Origin of the sequence: Neisseria sp. HMSC064E01 (assembly GCF_001808875.1) — a bacterium.
Taxonomy (GTDB): domain Bacteria; phylum Pseudomonadota; class Gammaproteobacteria; order Burkholderiales; family Neisseriaceae; genus Neisseria; species Neisseria sicca_A.
In genome coordinates this window covers 44,641-65,568 of sequence record NZ_KV794959.1, presented here as the reverse complement: position 1 = coordinate 65,568, position 20,928 = coordinate 44,641, and the positions used below count along the sequence as shown (strand labels likewise).

The window sequence follows — 20,928 nt, the reverse complement described above, 5'->3', positions numbered from 1 at the left end:
TTTTGCCTGCGCTTAAGACATTGAATTTCAAAGCCCCGGCCAATATCAGCCGCACTAAAAAAGGTCGTCTGAAAAACATTTCTGCTTTTCAGACGACCTCTTGCCATATCCAAAATCAAATAGAGAAATCTTCGACCACTGGCGTATAAAGAATACGGTCCACCACATCCCGCGTCAGCTTCGGCGAGAACATTTCGATAAAATCGTAGGTATAACCGCGAAGATAAGTATCCGAGCGTACTGCAATCCAAATGGGCGAAGGCTCAAACAGATGCGCCGCATCGACCAATTCCAAATCCGCATCCTTCTCCGGATCAAATGCCATCTTCGCCATCAACCCGACCCCAAGACCCAGTCGGACATAAGTCTTCAAGACATCCGTATCCGCTGCCGACAACACCACATCCGGATTATCCAAATGCGCCTTATTAAAAGCACGCGCAATACTGCTGCCCTGATTAAATGCAAATTCGTAAGTAATCAAAGGAAACGAAGCCAAATCCTCAATACTTAAAGGATTCATACATTCCAACAAAGGATGCTCTTTCGGCACGATGACCGCATGGTTCCATTCATCACACGTCAACTTGCTCAGTTCGGGATGATCGTCAATCCGCTCCGTCACAATCGCAATATCCGCCTCGCCATTGCTGACCATTTGCGCAATAGCAGCAGGACTCCCCTGCTTGATCGTCAGATTGACCCTCGGATAACGCTTCACAAAATCCGCCACAATCAAAGGCAGCGCATAGCGTGCCTGCGTATGCGTCGTCGCAATCGTCAGAGCACCGCTGTCGTGATCGGTAAACTCGCTGCCGATATTCTTAATATTTTGGACATCGCGCAAAATCCGTTCCGAAATTTCCAACACCGCCTTACCCGGCTGGGAAACAGACACCACACGCTTGCCGCTGCGTATAAAGATCTGCACCCCCAGTTCTTCTTCCAAAAGGCGGATTTGCTTGGAAATACCCGGTTGCGAAGTAAATAGCGCATCCGCAGCCTCAGATACATTCAAATTATGGCGGTACACCTCCAACGCATACCGCAATTGCTGTAATTTCATAGGTAGTCCGGTTGTATTGTGTTTGTATGTTTTATACGACAAGCGGCACATAATTTAACATATTTTGCCGGATTTGTCGGACATCCAAAAAACGCACAGGGAAGTTTTTGTTTTCAATAAAACTATACATATAAACTATGAAAACCGTCTTTACAGCACGCAAACTCTTGTTGCGTTTCCGCAACTGCAAATAGAAACAGACCCGAATTTCCTGATAAATAAATGACACAAGCTTGATTTTTAGGCATGATTCACCATTAGGAGGCAAGCAGTTTCATGTTTTTATCAAGGCATCGAGTATTGACAGTCTGCACCATGCTTCTTTATAGTGCAAACTGATATATCCGATTTGCCGCTGTTTTATGCTGCGGCCTGTATATTGGTAATTTGCTGCGGCTGCTTCCTGTATCCGCCGCATAACAATTTTGATGAGGGAATAAAATGACCAAACAGCTGAAATTAAGCGCATTGTTCGTTGCATTGGTTGCTTCAGGCACTGCAATGGCAAGTGAAGCGCACACCAAACACGGCTACACCGTAAGCAGCCAATCTCAAGAAATCGTCCGTAATAACTACGGCGAGTGCTGGAAAAACAGCTACTTCGACAAAGAAACCCAAGGTCGTGTCGAATGTGGTGACCGCGAAGCGGTAGCCGCAGTTCAACAAGCTCCCGAATACGTTGACGAAACTGTTTCCCTGTCTGCGAAAACTTTGTTCGGCTTCGACAAAGACATCCTGCGTCCTGAAGCTCAAGAAAACCTGAACAGCCTGGCTCAACGCCTGAGCAACGCAAACGTACAAACCGTACGTGTTGAAGGTCACACCGACTTCATGGGTTCTGAAGAGTACAACCAAAACCTGTCTGAGCGTCGTGCCAACGTAGTTGCCAACTACCTGGTTAACCGCGGTGTTCCTTCCAACAAGATCTCCGCAGCCGGCTTGGGCGAATCTCAAGCTCAAATGACTGCTACTTGTGAAGCCGAAGTTTCAAGACTGGGCAAAAAAGTATCTAAAGCCAAAAAACGTTCTGCTCTGATCGCATGTATCGAGCCTGATCGTCGCGTTGACGTGAAAATCCGCAGCGTTGTTACCAAACAAGTTGCTCCGGGTCAAACAATTGAAGGTCAAGGCGAGCGTCCTGCAGTGGATGAAGGCTGGATTCCTTCTCCATACAACGGCGTACACGGCTACGCTAAGCCTTAATCGAAACACCCCAGAAACCCCGCTTCCCGGCGGGGTTTTTATTTTGTCGGATTAACGTTGATACAAAGGTCGTCTGAAAAATCGAGATTTATTTTCTTTGCACTTTGCCACAATCTGCCCTTTCAGACGACCTAGATTTTCCTCAAGAATCCTTTTATACCTCTTCTTTTCTCGATCAATCTATCCGATAGAAGCTGAGAATTTCGGTATCAACCCGCCATATATCACCGCCACCATTTGCCACAGATAATAGTCGAATACAAAAAATTAAAAAGCGCACCAAAGTAAAAGGTCGTCTGAAAACAGAAAACCTGTTTTCAGACGACCTTTATTTGCAATACCGTTTACCAGAAGATTATTTCTTCGAGCCGACGAATGCGCCTACGGTATTACCGCTAGAGAATCCGCCTGCAACTTCCGCTGCATTTTTGCCAAAGAAACCGCCTTTGACTTCGGCCGCACCGGATTGGTCAAACTTGTTACCGCTAATTTGGGCATTAACAGCAATGTTGCCGCCAAATTCAGCATCACGGGAGATAGTACCTGTTAATTTTTTACTGTCAAAATTAGCAGTCAACTCTGTGCGGGTAATATTGTAATTTGCGCCGCTATGCATAGAGGCAACGCTGGTGTTGTAATGAACTTGCCCTTTAGGCAGCTCGGCTGCGGGCGTAAAGTGTCCGCTGAAGAAAGCTTGTTTTTTGCCGTTAACTTCCAACACGCCGGCAGTAGCATTTGCTGAAGCAGTGTTGACCAAGAATTTCTGTACGGATTTCGGCTCGCCGGATGCAATTCCTGAAATAAAACCAGGGACTTTGCCTTTCCAATTATTCAAAGAAACACCGCCGCTTTGGGTCAAGTCGAAATCCACACCCTCAACGCGGATGTGTTTGATGTTGCTATTATCGATGGCAATGCTGTTACCGCCAACTGTTTGCTGTGCGGCGGTAGGAACTGCCGGAGTAGCAGGAGTTTTAGGAGCGGTAGGTGTTTTAGGAGGCGTAGAAGTTTTAGGAGTGGTAGGTGTTTTACCCGTCTCAGGTTTTGCAGGAGTTGTCGTTGATGGAGGAGTTGCAGGCTTCTGCGACGTTGGTGAGTTGCTTGGACCTGCGTTAGGCGTAGATTGTGAAGAAGGAGTGGAATTTCCACCGCCGCCCCCACCTCCGCAGGCAGCCAAAGTTGCTGTACAAATCAATGCAAGTACTTTTTTCATGTCGTATCATCCTTTTTTAAATTGAATCTCGAAGTTGCTGTATTCGGGAACAAGTCTTGATTGTGCTTGCGATGCACCTGAATCAATGACTTAGACATTTTATACTAAAAAGATAAGCCGACCCATATGTAATGGTTAATTCAAGTAAATTTACAAACAAAATATAACTAAATTATAACCAAGTTAACAATTTATTGGCAGGAAACGCATCAAATCAACCCACTTTTTCAGATGACCTGCATTTTCCTCATGAATCCTTTATAATCTCTTCCTTTATAAATCAATATCTTTCGAAAGAAGCAAAATGTCCGATTTCCGTCAAGATTTCCTCAAGTTTGCGCTGGCGCAGAATGTATTGAAATTCGGTGAATTTACGACCAAGGCAGGCCGTCAGTCGCCTTATTTCTTCAACGCCGGACTGTTTAACGACGGCGCATCGACGCTGCAACTGGCAAAGTTTTACGCGCAGGCGATTATTGAGAGCGGCGTGAAATTCGACATGCTGTTCGGCCCGGCTTACAAAGGCATTATTTTGGCGGCGGCGACGGCGATGATGCTGGCGGAAAAAGGCGTGAACGTGCCGTTTGCCTACAACCGCAAAGAAGCGAAAGACCACGGCGAAGGCGGTGTGTTGGTCGGTGCGCCGCTCAAAGGTCGCGTATTGATTATCGACGACGTGATTTCTGCGGGAACATCTGTGCGCGAATCGGTCAAACTGATTGAGGCGGAAGGCGCAACGCCCGCCGCCGTCGCCATCGCGCTCGACCGCATGGAAAAAGGCACGGGCGAATTGTCCGCCGTTCAGGAAGTGGAAAAACAATACGGCTTGCCCGTCGTTGCCATTGCCAATCTGAACGACTTGTTCACGCTCCTGCAAAACAATGCGGAATTCGGCGGCTTCCTCGAGCCGGTCAGAGCCTACCGCGAACGCTACGGCGTTGCCTAAAATCCGATAAACAAAAGGTCGTCTGAAGACGGACAATCCCTTTTCAGACGACCCAACCCAATCAAACACACATTAAAACAACACATCCCACACTTTACACGGAAAACCCCTATGCCCGCCTGTATCTGCCCACACTGCAAAACCTCACTTTGGGTCAAAGACACCCAGCTCAACGTCGCACAAGGCTTTGTCGTTTGCAATAAATGCGAAGGCCTGTTCAAAGCCAAAGACAGCCTGGCGCCGTCTTCCGCACCCGCCAATCCCGACACACTGCCCAACGCCGTTACCGACGTCCGTCTCGTACACGACATGGGCGGCAACATCCGCAACCGCAAACAACTCTCCCGCCACGAAATCGCCAGCCTGCTCGACAGCGCCGAACGCGCCAAAAAAGCCAAAGAAGAGGCGGCACGGCGAGCCGAAGATGAAAAACGTCGGACTGAAGAATTCCAAGCCCTGATGGCGGCAGCCGCTGCCAAACCCGCCAAATCCGAAGAAGGCTTCAACTGGACGCTGGCGGTACTGGTCGCGCTGACCGTCCTCATCATGCAGCTTTTCTATCTGGTCTTGCTATGAACACATCTCCGGGCTTTGTCGCCGATTTTCGCGAAGCCGCGCCCTATATCCACTACCTGCGCGGCAAAACACTGGTTATCGGCATCACCGACAGCCTGCTCGAAGGCGACACCCTGAACCGTCTTGCCGCCGATTTCCACCTGCTTGCCGGCTTGGGCGTGCGCCTCGTGTTGGTACACGGCACGCGCCATTTCCTCAACCGCCTCGCCGCCGACAGACAATTCGTTCCGCAATACCACCGCAACCGCCGCATTACCGACGATGCCACCCTGCGCGACGCCAAGCAGGCGGTCGGCATGATACGCAGCGACATCGAAGCCGCCCTGTGCAGCAGCGCATCCGCCCCCTTGCGCAACAAACCGATTCCCACCGCTTCGGGCAATTTCCTCACCGCCCGTCCGCTCGGTGTCATTGACGGCATCGACATGGGCTACACCGGCATCGTCCGCAAAACCGACACCGACTCCATCAACCGCCGCCTCGACGACGGCGCCATCGTCCTCATCAGCCCGCTCGGACACTCCTACGGCGGCAAAACCTTCAACCTCAGCATGAGCGAAGCCGCCGAAGCCGTCGCCGTCGCCCTTCAAGCCGAAAAACTCGTGTACCTGACCGAAGAAGCCGGCATTTGCAACGCCGACGGCGTCCTCATGTCCACCCTGTCCTCAGGCGAAGTCCGCCACCTGATAGAAACCGCAAACAACGTCCCCGTACGCCTGCTCCAAGCCGCCGTCAACGCCGTCGAAAACGGCGTCAGCCGCGTTCAAATCCTTAGCGGACGCGAAGACGGCGGACTTTTGCGCGAACTCTTTACCCGCGAAGGCTGCGGCACCGCCATCGCCCGCGATTCCTTCGTCTCCATCCGCCAAGCCCACAGCCGCGACATCCCCCGCATCATCGCCCTGATACGCCCGCTGGAAGAGCAAGGCATCCTGTTGCACCGCAGCCGCGAATATCTCGAAAACCACATCTCCGGCTTCTCCGTCCTCGAACACGACCGCAACATCTACGGCTGCGTCGCCCTCAAAACTTTCGACAACCCCGAAATCGGCGAACTCGCCTGCCTCGTCGTTTCTCCCGAAGCCCGCGACGGCGGCTACGGCGAAATGCTGCTTGACCACCTCTTCCAAAAAGCCCGCGCCATGGGCATCCGCCGCCTGTTCGCCCTCTCCACCCACACAGGCGAATGGTTTGCCGAACGCGGTTTTCAGACGAGCTCTCCCGACGCATTACCCGAAGAACGCCGCCGCGACTACCTCGCCAACGGCCGCAATTCGCAAGTGTTCGTCCGAGAGTTGGCTTAAGCGGGATTCAAACCCAAGGTCGTCTGAAACTGCCGACGACCTTGTTTAACGCACCCAAACATCAAACATGACTGAAAAAATAAGCCTGACGGCTTGCCGCCCTCTTTCATGAAGAGAAGACGACAAACCGTCAGGCTTACGTTTTGAAAAACTCAAAAGAAAACGCTGTTGCCACAGGTTTTCAGGCGGCTTGATGTTCACAAAAAATCGATATAGTGGATAACTTTAAATCAGGACAAGGCGACGAAGCCGCAGATAGTACATCAGGACAAGGCGATGAAGCCGCAGATAGTACAGATAGTACGGAACCGATTCACTTGGTGCTTTAAGCACCTTAGAGAATCGTTCTCTTTGAGCTAAGGCGAAGCAACGCCGTACTGGTTTAAAGTTAATCCACTATATTCCTAAACGGCCATTCCTCACTCAAAGGCGCAACAATTTCAAACGTCTGACCTTGATAGTCGAATTTGATTTTCCACGCATGAAGGAACATCCTCGATGCAGGCTTCCCGCCGTAGAGCGTATCGCCCAAAATCGGACTTCCCAAACTTTTCATGGCGACACGAAGTTGGTGGGTTTTGCCCGTGTGCGGATGCAGGACAAACAAGCGCAGACCGGGTTCTAGGCTTTGGCTGTTAAACTCGGTCACGGCGGGATTTTCCATACTGCGCATCAGTTTCCATGCGCCACGCCGCGATTTTTCCATATCGCCTTTGATCCAACCCTGTTTCTTAGACGGCTTGTCCGTTGCCAGCGCCAAATAGGTTTTACGCATGGTTTTGGCGGCAAATTGCTGCGCCAACTCCGACGCGCTTTGCGGGTTCAGGGCAAACAGCAGCACGCCGCTGGTCAGCTTGTCCAGTCGGTGCAGCAACCAAACCTGCTCAAGGCCGAGCTGCGCCGCCAGCGTCTGCGTCAGGCTGACGTCACCCTCTTCCTGATGTACGGATACGCCGCAAGGTTTGTTGACGGCGACAAAATCCGTATGCCTAAATAAGATTTCCCACATTTCAGACGACCTATTTCAACATAATGCCGCCGCCTGCCAAAGTGATGGCGCCCAATATGCAAAACAGTACGCAGGCGGAAATCCGCACGGCTTTGGCGTGGATTTTTTTCATCAGCATATCGCCTAGATAAACCACGGGAACGGTTGCCAACATCAATCCGGCAACGCTGCCGAGTACGACCATGGATAAGGATTGGTATTTTGCCGCCAGCAAGACCGTTGCGATTTGGGTTTTATCGCCGATTTCCGCCATGAAAAACAGGAAAACCGTCGCTCCGAACGCGCCGTATTTGAGCCAGCGGCTGTCGGGGTTTTCATCTTTATCGGGCAAGAGCAGCCACAAGCCGACCGCGATGAAGCTGATGCCGACGACCCATTTGACGGCCTCAGGAGAAATGGCTTCCGCCAGCCATACGCCGACAAATGCGGAGACCAAATGATTCAGTAAAGTGGCAATGAAGATGCCGGAGAAGACCGCATTTTTCTGGGCGAAACGTGCGGCAAGGAAAAGAGCGAGCAGTTGCGTTTTATCGCCGATTTCGGCAATGGCAACGCCCAACATTGAAGAGAAAAATGCTTCCATAAGATACTCAACCGAAGCGGGCAAAAACAAAAAGCGTTGCACATACCGCCCGCAAGGGTATGGACAACGCTTACGTCTTGCCTGTCTTCCAGTTGTCAGGAAGATGCCGCCACCATGACCAATTTTGGTCGAACTCAGTCAATTATGTTGATAACGGCTCTGATGGTTAGCAAACATCAGATGGCTACTCCCGTAAGAGTGTGCGCATTATAAAGAGGTTGGCGCGCAAAGACAATCATAAAGGTCGTCTGAAACGGCGTTCATTTTCCAGAAGCTATTTTTACCTGCTTCACAAAATGCGTTTCAGACGACCTTTGAAGTCAAGTTCAGTCAGCATCAATACAATAACTTGCTGGGTTTGTGTTCGGCTTCAGAGAGCTCCACCGCGTTGAGCAGGCTCAAGTCCAAAGATGTTTCGGACGTACAGGTTTCGCCGAACACATTGCAATAAGTCATAACAAGCTTCATGATGCCGCCGAATTTTTTCTCCGGCAAACTTGCCGACAGCTCGCGGATATCGCCAAACACGCTGCCGTATACTTCTCCCGAAGCCAGCATATCCAAGCCGTCGCCAACGATAACCAATTTGCCCACTGCATCAACGACAGCGCGTTCTGCCGCTTTATCGGACACGGACGACACTTGCAGGCGGATGTTTTTCGCCATGCCTTTGCCGTGGTTGCGGATAGTCAATGCCAGCATCTCCGGATGCTCTTCCACGCTTTGAAGGGAAGCATGCAAAACAGGATGGACTTTTTCCTGCTGTATCAATTTTTCCCTGCGCAGCCATTCGTTCTTTTTCCGCGCGATGACCGACACCGCCGTCCATGCCAACCACACCAGCGCAACGGCGGAAACCGCAGTAACAACGGGCGCCAAATCAGCAAGGTAGTCTTGGGGGTTAAACCAAAGGCAGGCGGTCAGAAAGCCTGCAAAAAATATTACGACGTATAAAATCGGCGCGAAACGGCTTTGAATCGTAGCATGCATAGATTTTCCTGTTTGTGGCACAAAGGTCGTCTGAAACCGGACTGCCGCGTTTATCGCCATACAGCCGGAATTTCGGATGGCATTCTAACGTAAACCGTATTTTTCGGCGCAATTGAATAACAAGCGGTAACAGTTGGGAAATATACGGCACTTTGCACCTGGTTCCTAGGCAGGCTCAACCCGTTTTCAGACGACCTCTTTCAGGCATTTGCCCGCTTCGCACAGGAAAGCGGATCCGGCCTAATCCGTCCCTGATCAAGGGTTTTAATTGTTGAATATCAATCAATTAGATACATTATTTCACGCCGATATAAAACTTTTTCAATTTGTTGACAGTCTGTTACAATGCACTACTTCCGAACGGCGGCAAACCGTCCGTCATTCAAATTCAGAAAGGATTTTATGGATAACAACTTTACCGAATCGCTGCACCAATTGGTTCAGAAAATCAATGATCCGATGTGGACAGGGCTGGTGTATGTCCTGTTGGGTGCAGGGCTGTTTTTCACGGTTGCCACCGGTTTCGTACAATTCCGCCTGCTCGGACGCAGTATCAAAGAGATGCTCGGCGGCCGCAAACAAGGCGATGACCCGCACGGTATTACGCCGTTTCAGGCTTTCGTTACCGGACTTGCCAGCCGCGTAGGCGTGGGCAATATCGCGGGTGTAGCGATTGCCATCAGCAGCGGCGGACCGGGCGCGGTATTCTGGATGTGGGTAACCGCATTGATCGGTATGAGCTCGGCGTTTGTCGAATCTTCGCTGGCGCAGTTGTTCAAAATCCGCGATTACGACAACCATCATTTCCGCGGCGGTCCTGCTTACTATATTACCCAAGGTTTGGGTCAGAAATGGTTGGGTATCGTATTTGCATTGAGCCTGATTTTTTGCTTCGGATTCGTTTATGAAGCCGTTCAAACCAACACCATCGCCGTAACCGCCAAAGCCGCATGGGGCTGGGACGAACATGCGGTCGGCGTCGCACTGGTCATCATGACTGCGCCGATTATTTTCGGCGGTATCCGCCGCGTTTCCCGCTTTGCCGAAATGCTTGTTCCGCTGATGGCGACTTTATATCTGCTGATGGCGCTCTACATCATCATCACCAACATCAGCCTGATTCCTCATGTCTTCGGTCAGATTTTTGACAGCGCGTTCAACTTTAAAGCTGCCGGCGGCGGCCTGCTCGGCGGTTTGATTTCGCAAACCATGATGATCGGTATCAAACGTGGTCTGTATTCCAATGAGGCAGGTCAAGGTTCTGCGCCTAACGCCGCCGCGGCCGCCGAAGTCAAACACCCTGTTTCCCAAGGTATGATTCAAATGCTGGGCGTATTCGTCGATACGATTATTGTATGTTCCTGCACGGCGTTTATCGTTTTGGTGTACCAACAACCTTACGGCGATTTGAGCGGCGCAGAGCTGACCCAAGCAGCGATTATCAGCCAAGTCGGCGCATGGGGCGCAGACTTCTTGGCAATCATTCTGTTTATGTTTGCCTTCTCTACCGTCATCGGCAACTATGCCTATGCCGAATCCAATGTGCAGTTCATCAAAAACCATTGGCTGTTGACTGCCCTGTTCCGTATGCTCGTTTTGGGCTGGGTATATTTCGGCGCAGTTGCCAACGTGCCGCTGGTTTGGGATATGGCGGATATGGCGATGGGTACGATGGCATGGATTAACCTGGTCGCCATCCTGCTCCTCTCTCCGCTTGCCTTCCTGCTGTTGAGGGACTACACGTCGAAACTGAAAATGGGCAAAGACCCTGTCTTCAAACTGTCCGAACATCCGGGTTTGAAACGCAAAATCAAATCCGATATTTGGTAAAGCCATAGCCCGGTTTAAAAGGTCGTCTGAAACACCATGTAGCGTTTCAGACGACCTTTTGCTTTTTACCGAAAATATTTAATGCAATGACGGCTCGATCTTAGCTTTATCTTCTGACGCACCAATGCACCAAACCAATCTGCACTACCCTGCCCGCAAAACCTTTATTTCAGAAGCCTGTATCTCCCTATCGATTCCCGTTACAATACCGCCCGATAAACCCAAAAATCTCAACAAGATAGCCCCAATCATGAACGCCTCACAACGCGAACGCTTCGTCAAACGCTGGCTCGACTCCTACGAACGCTACCGCTACCGCCGCCTCATACATGCCGTCCGGCTCGGACTTGCCGTACTGTTCTCCACCCTGCTCGCCAAACTCCTCCATCTCCAACACGGCGAATGGATAGGCATGACTGTGTTCGTCGTACTCGGCATGCTCCAATTTCAAGGCGCGATTTACTCCAAAGCCGTCGAACGCATGCTCGGCACAGTCATCGGTTTGGGCGCGGGTCTGACCGTATTGTGGCTCAACCAGCACTACTTCCACGGCGGCATTCTCTTCTACCTGACCGTCGGCACCGCCAGCGCAGCAGCAGGTTGGGCGGCGGTCGGCAAAAATGGTTACGTCCCCATGCTTGCCGGACTGACCATGTGCATGCTCATCGGCGACAACAGCAACAACTGGCTCGACAGCGGTCTCATGCGCGCCATGAACGTCCTCATCGGCGCCGCCATCGCCATCGCCGCCGCCAAACTATTGCCCTTGCGTTCCACGCTCATGTGGCGGTTCATGCTTGCTGACAACCTGACCGAATGCGGCAAAATGATTGCCGAAATCAGCAACGGCAAACGCATGACCCGCGAGCGGCTGGAGCAAAACATGGTGAAAATGCGCCAAATCAACGCCCGCATGGTCAAAAGCCGCAGCCACCTCGCCGCCACCTCGGGCGAAAGCCACATCAGCTCCGCCATGATGGAAGCCATGCAGCACGCCCATCGCAAAATCGTCAACACCACCGAGCTGCTCCTCACCACCGCCGCCAAGCTGCAAGCCCCTACCCTCAACGAACACGAAATCCGCCTGCTCGACCGCCATTTCAACCGCCTCCAACGCGACCTGCGCCTGACCGTCCGCCTCATCAAAGGCCACTACGCCCGCCGCATCCGCATCGACACCTCCATTAATCCCGAGCTGGGCAAACTCGCCGCCCGCCTCCATTACGAATGGCAAGGCTTCCTCTGGCTCAGCACCAATATGCGCAACGAAATCTCCGCACTCGTCATCCTCCTGCAACGCAGCCGCCGCAAGTGGCTGGACAAACACGAACTCCAACGCCTGCTCGAACACCTGCGCGAAACCCGCGAGGGCGATTTGGAAGAAGAGGTCGTCTGAAAACCAGCCCTTTCAAAAAAACCCGCAGCATAAACAGAAAACCAAAAACAGATTCAGCCAGACAACCCGCCAAGATTTTTCGAGAAACTCTGCACCTGCATTCAAGAGGGAAACACAGCTAAAAAAGCCAAAACGGCTAAAAAAGAAGAGTTAAAAAGAAAGCAATACAAAAACCAAGTTTTCAGACGACCCCGAACCCTGCCATCTCCTTCAAAAAGGAAAATCGTATGGACTACCCCGCCCTGCTCGCCGTCCTGCAACAACACGCCAACCCCGAACGCGCCGTGCCGATGCAGGCATACATGAAACACCGTTTCGTCTATTTTGGCATCGGCAAACCCGAACTTGCCCGCCTGTGCCGCCCGTTTTTCAAAGACGCCGCCAAACAGCCGGTTGATTGGGATTTCGTGCGCCGCTGCTGGGATGACCCGCACCGCGAACTGCAATACGCCGCGCTCGAATATCTGAAAAAAATGCAGCAGCACCTGACCCCGCAAGACATCCCGCGTTTGCAAATGCTGATTACCGAAAAATCATGGTGGGACAGCTCCGACGTACTCGACCGCATTGTCGGCAACATCGCCCTGCAACACCCCGAAGTCAACACCGTCCTATTGGCATGGAGTACCGACGACAACATCTGGCTGCGCCGCGTTGCCATCGACCACCAACTGCTCCGCAAACAGCACACCGACACCGCATTACTGGAAAAAATCATCTGCAACAATCTGGGGCAAACAGAATTTTTCATCAACAAAGCCATCGGCTGGGCATTGCGCGATTACAGCAAAACCAACCCCGCATGGGTACAAGACTTTATCGACCGCCACCGGCACAAAATGTCCAAACTCAGCCTGCGCGAAGCAGGGAAATACCTGCCGCCAAAGGTCGTCTGAAAACGTGGGCGTCAACGAGGTTAAACAAAGTTTCTACATAACTATAGTGGATTAACTTTAAATCAGGACAAGGCGACGAAGCCGCAGATAGTACATCAGGACAAGGCGACGAAGCCGCAGACAGTACAAATAGTACGGCAAGGCGAGGCAACGCCGTACTGGTTTAAATTTAATCCACTATAAAATGTAAATAGCATCCTGCACTTACCACCATCAAAGTGCAGGATGCTTTGTTTCTGACTGCCTGAAACACTCAAAAAACAGTATGATTCATCTGTTTTCTGTTTCGAGGAGTTATCCATGATTGCAGCTACCATCACCATCCAAGATCAAAACCTCGCCGGCAAAGTGCTGCACGAGCTGTTTTTGAAGTTCCGAACCAACCACATCAGCGCGGCGGAGCTGATTGCCGAACGCGTGCGGCAGGAAGTCGCCGCCTATAACGACCGTGCCGCTGATGCCCTGCTGCGCCACAGCCTCGTTATCCCCACCAATCGCGGCGACATCGTGATTCAGGAACCGCGCAGCAAAAAGGGCGCAAATCCGCAGCACGTGGACGCGGAAAAGCAAATCGCCGTTGCTCTGAAAGCTTTTGAGCAGAACGCGTTTTTCATCCTTGCCGACAACCGCCAACTGGAAACGCTGGACGACATGGTGTACCTGCATGACGGACTGGTCGTCAATTTCATCAAACTCACGCCGCTGGTGGGCGGATAGGCAGCCTGAAAACCGCCGCGCAACGCTACCGTGCCTTTGCCGAAACCACCCGATACAGCCTGAATAGTGCGGACAAGAAAACCCTTACCGACGTTGTTCGTCTTTACCGCAAAATAACCAACACATTGATACGCAAGGAAAGTCCCATGACCCAAAACCAAACCGTGCAGATTTCCGACAGTCGCCGTGCCGAGTTCAATCAGCTTCTCGACGTACTGCAAAAGGAATGGCGCCAAAAATGTTTGAACGAATACGACACGATAAATCTGAAACTCTGCCCCAGCTTTGCCGAAGTGGAGAAAGCCGCGCCCAAATACCGCGTCGATTTCCTGATCCACTGCATTGATTTGATACGCGGCTGGGGGCGAAATAAAGTTTTTAACAACAAAGGCAGTGACAGGATACACAATTACGGCACCACCCGTGCGGCGGTGGCGATGGCTCTAGCGCGCAAAACGCTGCCGATGACAGAGCAGGATGTGCAGCGCATTTTTGCCGCCATGCTGGACGACAACGGGCTGTCCGAACGACAGGCAGATGACTATCCGCTCAAATATCTGATCAACCAAATCAAAAAACAGTTTCCCAATCCGAGCGAAACGCTTTCGGAATGCCTGAAAAACGCCTGCGACCGTTACCGCATCTTTGCGGAACACCTGTGGGACAAGAAAGCCGCTACCGCCAACCTTGCCGCTCTGGCGGAACTGGCAGGCGGTTCTGCTGAAGCCTGCTTCCCCGCCCAAGACGACGAGCTTGCCCAATACGCCAATCCGCAGCTTGCCGCGCTGCCACCGGAACAGCAGGACGTATGGAGCAAGATCATTGCGCTTGCCCTATCCGCCAATGCGGGCAAGCCAAGCGAAAAATACCTGAAAGAAGCCAAAACGCTGATTGACACTCTGGGGGCGGACAGGTTCAAAAAGATGCTGCACGGCTGGATAGAATTTGTCTACGGTAATGAAGAAGTACGTATTGAAACCTTTACCCACGAATACAGAGGCGGCTCATACAACTACGACACCCATGTCCTGCCCGTTTGCAGCATCAACCAGACCGTGCTCAAAGGGCTGGTGTGGATGTGCAGCCATTTCCACGACAGCGCCACCCTGTCCGCTCTTACCCAGCTTGCGCTGCATTCATACGACAAAATCCCCAATCTCGGCGCGCGCTATGCTGCTATGGGCAACGCCTGCTTCTACGCGCTGTTCCGCTCCAAAGGGCTGGACGGCATCGCCTGCCTTTCACGCCTGCGCCTGCGGATTAAGTTCAGCAACGTGCAAAGCGCGATTGCCAAATATTTGGACGAAGCCGCTGCGCAGCGGGGCGTATCCCGCAACGAAATCGAAGACATGGCGGTGGACAGCTTCGGCTTGCAGGAAGGCTGCCGTGACTACGACTTCGGCGGCTACACCTGCCGTCTGACGGTAACGGGCGTAGGCAAGTCCGAACTGCGCTGGTTCAAACCCGACGGCTCGCCGCAGAAAACCGTACCCGCCTTCGTGAAAACCGACCATGCCGACAAACTGAAAAAGCTCAAAGCCACACAAAAAAACCTCAACACCACGCTCACCGCCCAACGCGACCGCTTGGACCAAATGATGCGCTCCGAACACCGCGTACCGCTGGAACACGCCGAACAGTATTACTGGCAACACGGACTGATGTCCTGCCTCACGCGCCCGCTAATATGGCAGTTTTTCCGCGACGAAAACGATACGCAGGGTCGCGCTGCATTGTGGTTGGACGGAACATGGGTGGACGAAACGGGCGCGCAAACCGATGTTTCAGACTGCCTGCAAATCAGCTTGTGGCATCCCGCGCTTGCCACGCAGCAAAGCATCGCCCAGTGGCGTCAACTGCTGTTGGACAAAGAAATCCGCCAGCCGCTGAAACAGGCATATCGTGAAATCTATCTGCTCACAGAAGCCGAAATCAACACCAAAACATACAGCAACCGCTTTGCCGCCCACATCCTGAAACAACACCAATACATGACGCTTGCCAAGGGGCGCGGCTGGAGAGGCTCGCTGGCAGGCGCGTGGGACGGCGGCGACGACGCAACCGTCTCGTTGGAATTGCCTGAATACAACCTGCTCGCCCAATTTTGGGCAAACGCAGTGGACAGCGAAGAAGCATGGACGGAAAGTGGCATCTGGCAGTATGTCAGCACCGACCAAGTGCGCTTTCACCGGTTGGACGACGGTTACAATGCCACCGCGCTGGACTTAATTGATATTCCGCCGCGCGTGTTTTCCGAAGTGTTGCGCGACGTCGATTTGTTTGTGGGCGTGGCGAGCGTAGGCAACGACCCGACTTGGGAAGACAACGGCGGAGAGGCGCGTTTTTACAGCTACTGGCAGAGCTATTCCTTCGGCGATTTGGGCGAAGTCGCCAAAACCCGCAAAGCCGTGCTGGAAACCCTGCTGCCGCGCCTGAAAATCGCCAAGGTTGCCCACATAGACGGCAACTTCCTCGTCGTGCAGGGCAAGCTGCGTACCTACAAAATCCACATCGGCAGCAGCAACATCCTGATGCTGCCGGACGACCAATACCTCTGCATCGTACCCGACAGCCGCAAAAAAGATGCATCCGACAAGCTGTTTATCCCGTTTGAGGGCGACAACACGCTCTCGGTAGTCCTCTCCAAAGCCATGCTGCTGGCGGAAGACGACAAGATTACCGACAGCACGATTACCTCACAGATTCAGCGGTAAATTGGGACAGCCTGAAAAACGCAAATGCCTCCATCCTTGCGGTTTCAGGCTGTTTTGGAACACAGGACGCGTAGGCAGCACATGCCCGCCCTACGGCGAGAACACAAGGCATAGGTTGGGTTCAAACCCAATATTTCAGGAATGTTTGACCGTTTTGTTGCGGTTTGAGCCGACCTGCGCTTGTTAAATATATGCTGCCGAAGGTCGTCTGAAAAAGGCAGTTCAAAATTGACCGCCTTTATCCAAGAGATATTGCAGGGCAGGCATTGGAGTGGTTCAGAGAAGAATACCTGCCCAAATTTGATGCAGATGGGAAAGATAAGATATACGGCTTGAAACAGAACGAAAAAGGCGAAGTATGGAAACCATAAAATAAAGTGAATTTTTAGAAAGAACTAAATGATTATGGAATTACAAGATTTATTGGGTCGACCTATTCATTCTCCCGAAATAAAAGAATTTTTTGCACAATATCATTTGCCTCAAAACCCTTTGCCAAACTATGATGCTTATGGCAACTTGTTTTGGGTGCATGTCAATAATGAAGAAAAGACCATTTATACCGTATTCACAGGCTATGTGAGGTATGTACCCATTTATGGGGAGCCTATTGGCAGTTACAACAAAGCAAAAGACCAACTGATTTTGCATGAAATTACCATTGAGTCCGAGAATGCGCCGGATGGAAAAATTTCTGATATAAGCCTGCCTTTTGGATTGAACATTGGCGATGATAAAACAACCATTGTCCAGAAAATAGGCAAGAAACTTACGGGTAAAACAGTGACTAATTATGGCTCTGCTTATCACGTTTTATTTGAAGAATTTCGCTTGTTAGTGGCTCTGAACCCTAAGGAACAACTAAGCTGTCTGAGATTATTCAAATTAGAACTCTATGAAAAAGAGCGCATCCGACTAAAAGCCCTCCTCAAATCACAAAACAAAAACATAGACCCAAATCGTATTCCTGAAATACAAGCTTTTCTCTCTGAAATTCCTATCCCTCAATGGCGCCAGCGTATGGCTGAGGGTGATGATATGTTTTCAGAAGAGAGTATTACAGCCGTAGAAACAGCCCTTACGGAATATATACAAACACTTTGTGAGGCAGTACGAAAGAAAAATGCGACTACTGTTTATAACTCTATGGGTAAATTGGTAAAGACTATCAATAAAATTAATAATAAATACGGACTCATAGAAACAATGGAGCGTGAGGAGCTTTGCGAGTGGCTCAATACACTCATTCGCAAAACAGGTTTAGACTTAAAAGATAATGTAGATATCACTGATGAATACCGCGAGTGGTAAAAAGAACTTACGACTATTAGTCTTACCTTCTGCGTTTATCGTGAGTATTTTGACCTTGAAGCACTTACTCGTATCAAATGCAGGCTGTAATCGACAAAAGATATTTTTACTGCGTTCAGACTAACCCAAATAGAACATAAGTTACTTTCCCATCCACCCCAACGACAAACCCCATGAAGTTTCTCAAAAAACTATGCGAACGAATTCTTGACTGGCTCGTCACCGGCAACATGGCGGGCTATGTGATATTGCTGGTTATCGCCACTGTTCTCGGACTGATGTACGGCGGAGATATGATTCTGGATAAAGTCCTTGGTCACATTGATACACCTTGGCTCCCTATTATCGGCTTCTGTCTGGCATTGGCTACACTCTTCGCAATTTGTTTTATCGAAGAAGATTTAGCCGAGCAGACGACGGAATTCAAACGGCGCGACAAATATCTGTGCGGCGCAATCGGCGGTTTGGTCAGCGCGCTACTGATCAAATGGACGTGGCAGGCAGCCTTGGTGGGATTGTCGATCGGCATACTGCTGGCGGCGTTGATGAGATGGTTGAAATATGTGATGCGTTATATGTAAATTGGTCTAAGCATCCCTTTTCAGACGACCCTTTACCCCAATCCTTTGAAATGTTCTCAAGAAACTGCATAACAATTCTAGGATTGGTTTCCTATCCTTGCCGCAGACATACCGCTGCCGAACAATCGTCATGATAGGGAACTCTTTTTACTGCTCGGCGTAAGGCTTCCAACTTATCTAGCAAAGACGGGGAGACGTTCCATAATGCTTCCAAGCGTTCATGAGGTAGCGCATCGTGTAGACCGTCAGAACAAACCAAAACTGCCTCGCCTCTTTGCAAGGTCAAAGAATCGGTAAAAATTTTAAAATGGGTTTCTTCGTCATCCGCTATCAGGCAGTGCGCCAAAGCATAGTACATATCGGCGTATTCCGTATCTGCCCGCGCTTCCCCCTGCTCAATTAAATCCGCCAACACAGTGTGGTCATGGCTTACCTGCCGCCAACGCCCCTCTGCCGATATATGGTAAACGCGGCTGTCGCCGACATTGCAGATGCGGCACAAACCGTCCGCCTCGACGACTGCCGAAGCGAAAGTCGAGGACGAGCCGAAATATTCCTCGGCAAGCGTGTCGCAGAAGCTGCCGTGCAACCTTCGCAGGAAACGCCCTTCCGCATCGCCCTCGCGCACGAAGGCGTCCAACCAAAACCGGCTGGCAAGATGCGCGGCAGGGCTGCTGGATACGCCGTCGGCCACTGCCAGCCGCACGGTATCTTCCGCCTCGGATACACGGGTTTTGTGCAGCCTGACCTGACGCACCGCCGTGCCGTCAAACAAGGCATCCTGATTGCGTGCTTTACCGGCACCGACCATTTGAAAATAGGCAAGCTGAAACATGGTAATCCTGACAATCCAATCCTGATTTATAGTGGATTAACTTAAACCAGTACGGCGCTGCCTCGCCTTTCCGTACTATCTGGTCTGCGGCTTCGTCGCCTTGTCCTGATTTAATTTAATCCACTATAAATAAACCTACTTCGGCGCTTTTCGCAAAAACGGATTTCAACGCAAAGCCCCTTGTTCATTGGCGACAGTATATATCAATAATGCCGATGCGCTTCTCCCTAACGCCATTTCCCCAACCGGCCCAAACGTCTGGCAACAGGTCGTCTGAAAATACAGAAACCCATTTTTCAGACGACCTGACTTTGCCAAAGCAATCGATTTTATGTAAACTGGAAACTTCTTGTCGGAGTGCTGCTTGTTCCCGCAAACAGCTGAGACCGCGCCAGCGGAATCCGTAGAACCTGTCGGGGTAATGCCTGCGTAGGAAACAAGCTGTCAAACGCCTGAAAAGGCTTCCGTTCCCTTTCCCGCATTTCCCGCCATTCGGTGGATTCCGCTTCCGTCTTATCTTTCGACTTCCCGATTGCACCATACTACAAAGGAATCCACCATGCCCCGTATCGCCATTCTCGGCGGCGGCCTTTGCGGCCGTCTGACTGCCTTACAACTTGCAGAACAAGGTTTATCGGTTGCCCTCTTTGAAAAAGGGGGGCGCAAAGGCGAACACGCCGCCGCTTATGTTGCCGCCGCCATGCTCGCACCGGCTTCGGAGGCGGTCGAAGCCACGCCTGAAGTCATCAAACTGGGCAGGCAGAGTGTTCCGCTGTGGCACAACATCCGAGGTCGTCTGAAAACGCCGACCATGATGCAGGAAAACGGCAGCCTGATCGTGTGGCACGGGCAGGACAAACCTTTATCTAGCGAGTTCGTCCGCCACCTCAAACGCGGCGGCGTAGTGGATGACGAAATCGTCCGTTGGCGCGCCGACGATATCGCCGAACGCGAACCACAGCTCGCAGGACGTTTTTCAGACGGCCTCTACCTGCCGACCGAAGGCCAACTCGACGGACGGCAAATCTTGTCTGCACTTGCCGACGCTTTGGACGGGCTGAACGTCCCTTGCCATTGGGAACACGAATGCGCCCCCGAAGACCTGCAAGCCCAATACGACTGGCTGATCGACTGCCGCGGTTACGGTGCAAAAACCGCGTGGAACCAATCCCCCGAACACACCAGCACCTTGCGCGGCATACGCGGCGAAGTGGCGCGGGTTTATACGCCCGAAATCACGCTCAACCGCCCCGTGCGCCTGCTCCATCCGCGTTATCCGCTCTACATCGCCCCGAAAGAAAACCACATCTTCGTCATCGGCGCGACCCAAATCGAAAGCGAAAGCCAAGCCCCCGCCAGCGTGCGTTCCGGGTTGGAACTTTTATCCGCACTCTATGCCGTCCACCCCGCCTTCGGCGAAGCCGACATCCTCGAAATCGCCACCGGCCTACGCCCCACGCTCAACCACCACAACCCCGAAATCCGTTACAGCCGCGCCCGACGCCTGATTGAAATCAACGGCCTTTTCCGTCACGGCTTCATGATTTCCCCCGCCGTAACCGCCGCCGCCGTCAGATTGGCAGTGGCACTGTTTGACGGAAAAGACGCGCCCGAACGTGATGAAGAAAGCGGTTTGGCGTATATTGAAAAATAAGTTTGAGGTCGTCTGAAAACGCCGCGGCATAGGTTTTACCGCAAATCGGCACACCCCGACACCAGCCTGTATGAATATATAGTGGATTAAATTTAAATCAGGAC

Annotated in this window: 18 protein-coding genes and 1 riboswitch; of the genes, 12 read left to right on the top strand and 6 right to left on the bottom strand. The window is 51.6% G+C overall.

The annotated features are described in order from the left end of the window. Positions 1–115 precede the first annotated feature (115 nt). Positions 116–1,066 carry a CysB family HTH-type transcriptional regulator gene (locus HMPREF2572_RS10290; RefSeq protein ID WP_003759222.1) on the bottom strand — a complete coding sequence of 317 codons (951 nt, stop codon included), beginning with the start codon at positions 1,064–1,066 and terminating at the stop codon, positions 116–118. 441 nt (positions 1,067–1,507) lie between these two features. Between HMPREF2572_RS10290 and HMPREF2572_RS10285 the strand changes: the two genes are divergently transcribed. Next, positions 1,508–2,269 (top strand): DUF561 domain-containing protein, encoded by a 762-nt coding sequence (locus tag HMPREF2572_RS10285; RefSeq protein WP_070498363.1) that lies wholly within the window; start codon positions 1,508–1,510, stop codon positions 2,267–2,269. A 355-nt stretch (positions 2,270–2,624) separates the two neighbouring features. On the opposite strand, the gene HMPREF2572_RS15140 is transcribed toward HMPREF2572_RS10285, so the two are convergent. Next, positions 2,625–3,482, bottom strand: coding sequence for a transferrin-binding protein-like solute binding protein (locus HMPREF2572_RS15140; RefSeq protein ID WP_246827807.1), 858 nt, complete (start codon positions 3,480–3,482; stop codon positions 2,625–2,627). Between the two features lie 304 nt (positions 3,483–3,786). Between HMPREF2572_RS15140 and pyrE the strand changes: the two genes are divergently transcribed. The 3 genes from pyrE to argA all read left to right on the top strand — a co-directional run bounded on the left by pyrE (position 3,787) and on the right by argA (position 6,308). After that, complete coding sequence (gene pyrE / locus HMPREF2572_RS10275; RefSeq protein ID WP_003741470.1) at positions 3,787–4,428, top strand: orotate phosphoribosyltransferase; 642 nt, start codon at positions 3,787–3,789, stop codon at positions 4,426–4,428. A 111-nt stretch (positions 4,429–4,539) separates the two neighbouring features. Continuing rightward, positions 4,540–5,004: an MJ0042-type zinc finger domain-containing protein gene (locus HMPREF2572_RS10270; protein ID WP_003767447.1), complete on the top strand. Its 465-nt coding sequence runs from the start codon at positions 4,540–4,542 to the stop codon at positions 5,002–5,004. Then, the gene (gene argA, locus HMPREF2572_RS10265) at positions 5,001–6,308 is read left to right on the top strand and encodes an amino-acid N-acetyltransferase (RefSeq protein ID WP_070498357.1); all 1,308 of its coding nucleotides are present in this window, start codon (positions 5,001–5,003) and stop codon (positions 6,306–6,308) included. The genes HMPREF2572_RS10270 and argA overlap by 4 nt, the downstream gene beginning before the upstream one ends. Positions 6,309–6,696: 388 nt before the next feature. Here argA and HMPREF2572_RS10260 read toward each other — a convergent pair whose 3' ends face one another. From HMPREF2572_RS10260 to HMPREF2572_RS10250, 3 genes are all read right to left on the bottom strand, one after another. After that, positions 6,697–7,317 (bottom strand): TIGR01621 family pseudouridine synthase, encoded by a 621-nt coding sequence (locus HMPREF2572_RS10260; protein ID WP_070498354.1) that lies wholly within the window; start codon positions 7,315–7,317, stop codon positions 6,697–6,699. Positions 7,318–7,327: 10 nt separating this feature from the next. Then, positions 7,328–7,900 carry a TMEM165/GDT1 family protein gene (locus HMPREF2572_RS10255; protein ID WP_070498352.1) on the bottom strand — a complete coding sequence of 191 codons (573 nt, stop codon included), beginning with the start codon at positions 7,898–7,900 and terminating at the stop codon, positions 7,328–7,330. A 336-nt stretch (positions 7,901–8,236) separates the two neighbouring features. Further along, positions 8,237–8,890 (bottom strand): hypothetical protein, encoded by a 654-nt coding sequence (locus HMPREF2572_RS10250; RefSeq protein ID WP_070498350.1) that lies wholly within the window; start codon positions 8,888–8,890, stop codon positions 8,237–8,239. 402 nt (positions 8,891–9,292) lie between these two features. Here HMPREF2572_RS10250 and HMPREF2572_RS10245 point away from each other — a divergent pair, with 402 nt between their 5' ends. The 7 genes from HMPREF2572_RS10245 (at position 9,293) to HMPREF2572_RS10215 (ending at position 18,335) form a co-directional block, all read left to right on the top strand. Beyond that, positions 9,293–10,720: an alanine/glycine:cation symporter family protein gene (locus HMPREF2572_RS10245; RefSeq protein WP_070498347.1), complete on the top strand. Its 1,428-nt coding sequence runs from the start codon at positions 9,293–9,295 to the stop codon at positions 10,718–10,720. Positions 10,721–10,970: 250 nt separating this feature from the next. Beyond that, positions 10,971–12,116, top strand: coding sequence for an FUSC family protein (locus HMPREF2572_RS10240; protein WP_070498344.1), 1,146 nt, complete (start codon positions 10,971–10,973; stop codon positions 12,114–12,116). 227 nt (positions 12,117–12,343) lie between these two features. Then, positions 12,344–13,012, top strand: a complete 669-nt coding sequence (locus tag HMPREF2572_RS10235) for a DNA alkylation repair protein (RefSeq protein ID WP_070498341.1) — start codon at positions 12,344–12,346, stop codon at positions 13,010–13,012. A gap of 300 nt (positions 13,013–13,312) precedes the next feature. Next, on the top strand, positions 13,313–13,729 hold the full coding sequence (locus HMPREF2572_RS10230) for a hypothetical protein (protein ID WP_246827806.1): 417 nt from the start codon (positions 13,313–13,315) through the stop codon (positions 13,727–13,729). A gap of 146 nt (positions 13,730–13,875) precedes the next feature. After that, positions 13,876–16,443, top strand: coding sequence for a DUF4132 domain-containing protein (locus tag HMPREF2572_RS10225; RefSeq protein WP_070498338.1), 2,568 nt, complete (start codon positions 13,876–13,878; stop codon positions 16,441–16,443). Between the two features lie 405 nt (positions 16,444–16,848). Continuing rightward, a complete protein-coding gene (locus tag HMPREF2572_RS10220) occupies positions 16,849–17,754 on the top strand; it encodes a hypothetical protein (RefSeq protein WP_070498386.1) in 906 nt (301 codons plus the stop codon). Positions 17,755–17,927: 173 nt separating this feature from the next. Continuing rightward, positions 17,928–18,335: a hypothetical protein gene (locus HMPREF2572_RS10215; protein ID WP_070498336.1), complete on the top strand. Its 408-nt coding sequence runs from the start codon at positions 17,928–17,930 to the stop codon at positions 18,333–18,335. 91 nt (positions 18,336–18,426) lie between these two features. Here HMPREF2572_RS10215 and HMPREF2572_RS10210 read toward each other — a convergent pair whose 3' ends face one another. Then, positions 18,427–19,170, bottom strand: coding sequence for a PP2C family protein-serine/threonine phosphatase (locus tag HMPREF2572_RS10210; RefSeq protein WP_070498333.1), 744 nt, complete (start codon positions 19,168–19,170; stop codon positions 18,427–18,429). 343 nt (positions 19,171–19,513) lie between these two features. Continuing rightward, a riboswitch (TPP riboswitch) is annotated at positions 19,514–19,623 on the top strand. Between the two features lie 106 nt (positions 19,624–19,729). Here HMPREF2572_RS10210 and HMPREF2572_RS10205 point away from each other — a divergent pair. Continuing rightward, entirely contained in the window at positions 19,730–20,824 is a 1,095-nt protein-coding gene (locus HMPREF2572_RS10205; RefSeq protein WP_070498329.1) for an FAD-dependent oxidoreductase, read from the top strand. Positions 20,825–20,928 lie beyond the last annotated feature (104 nt).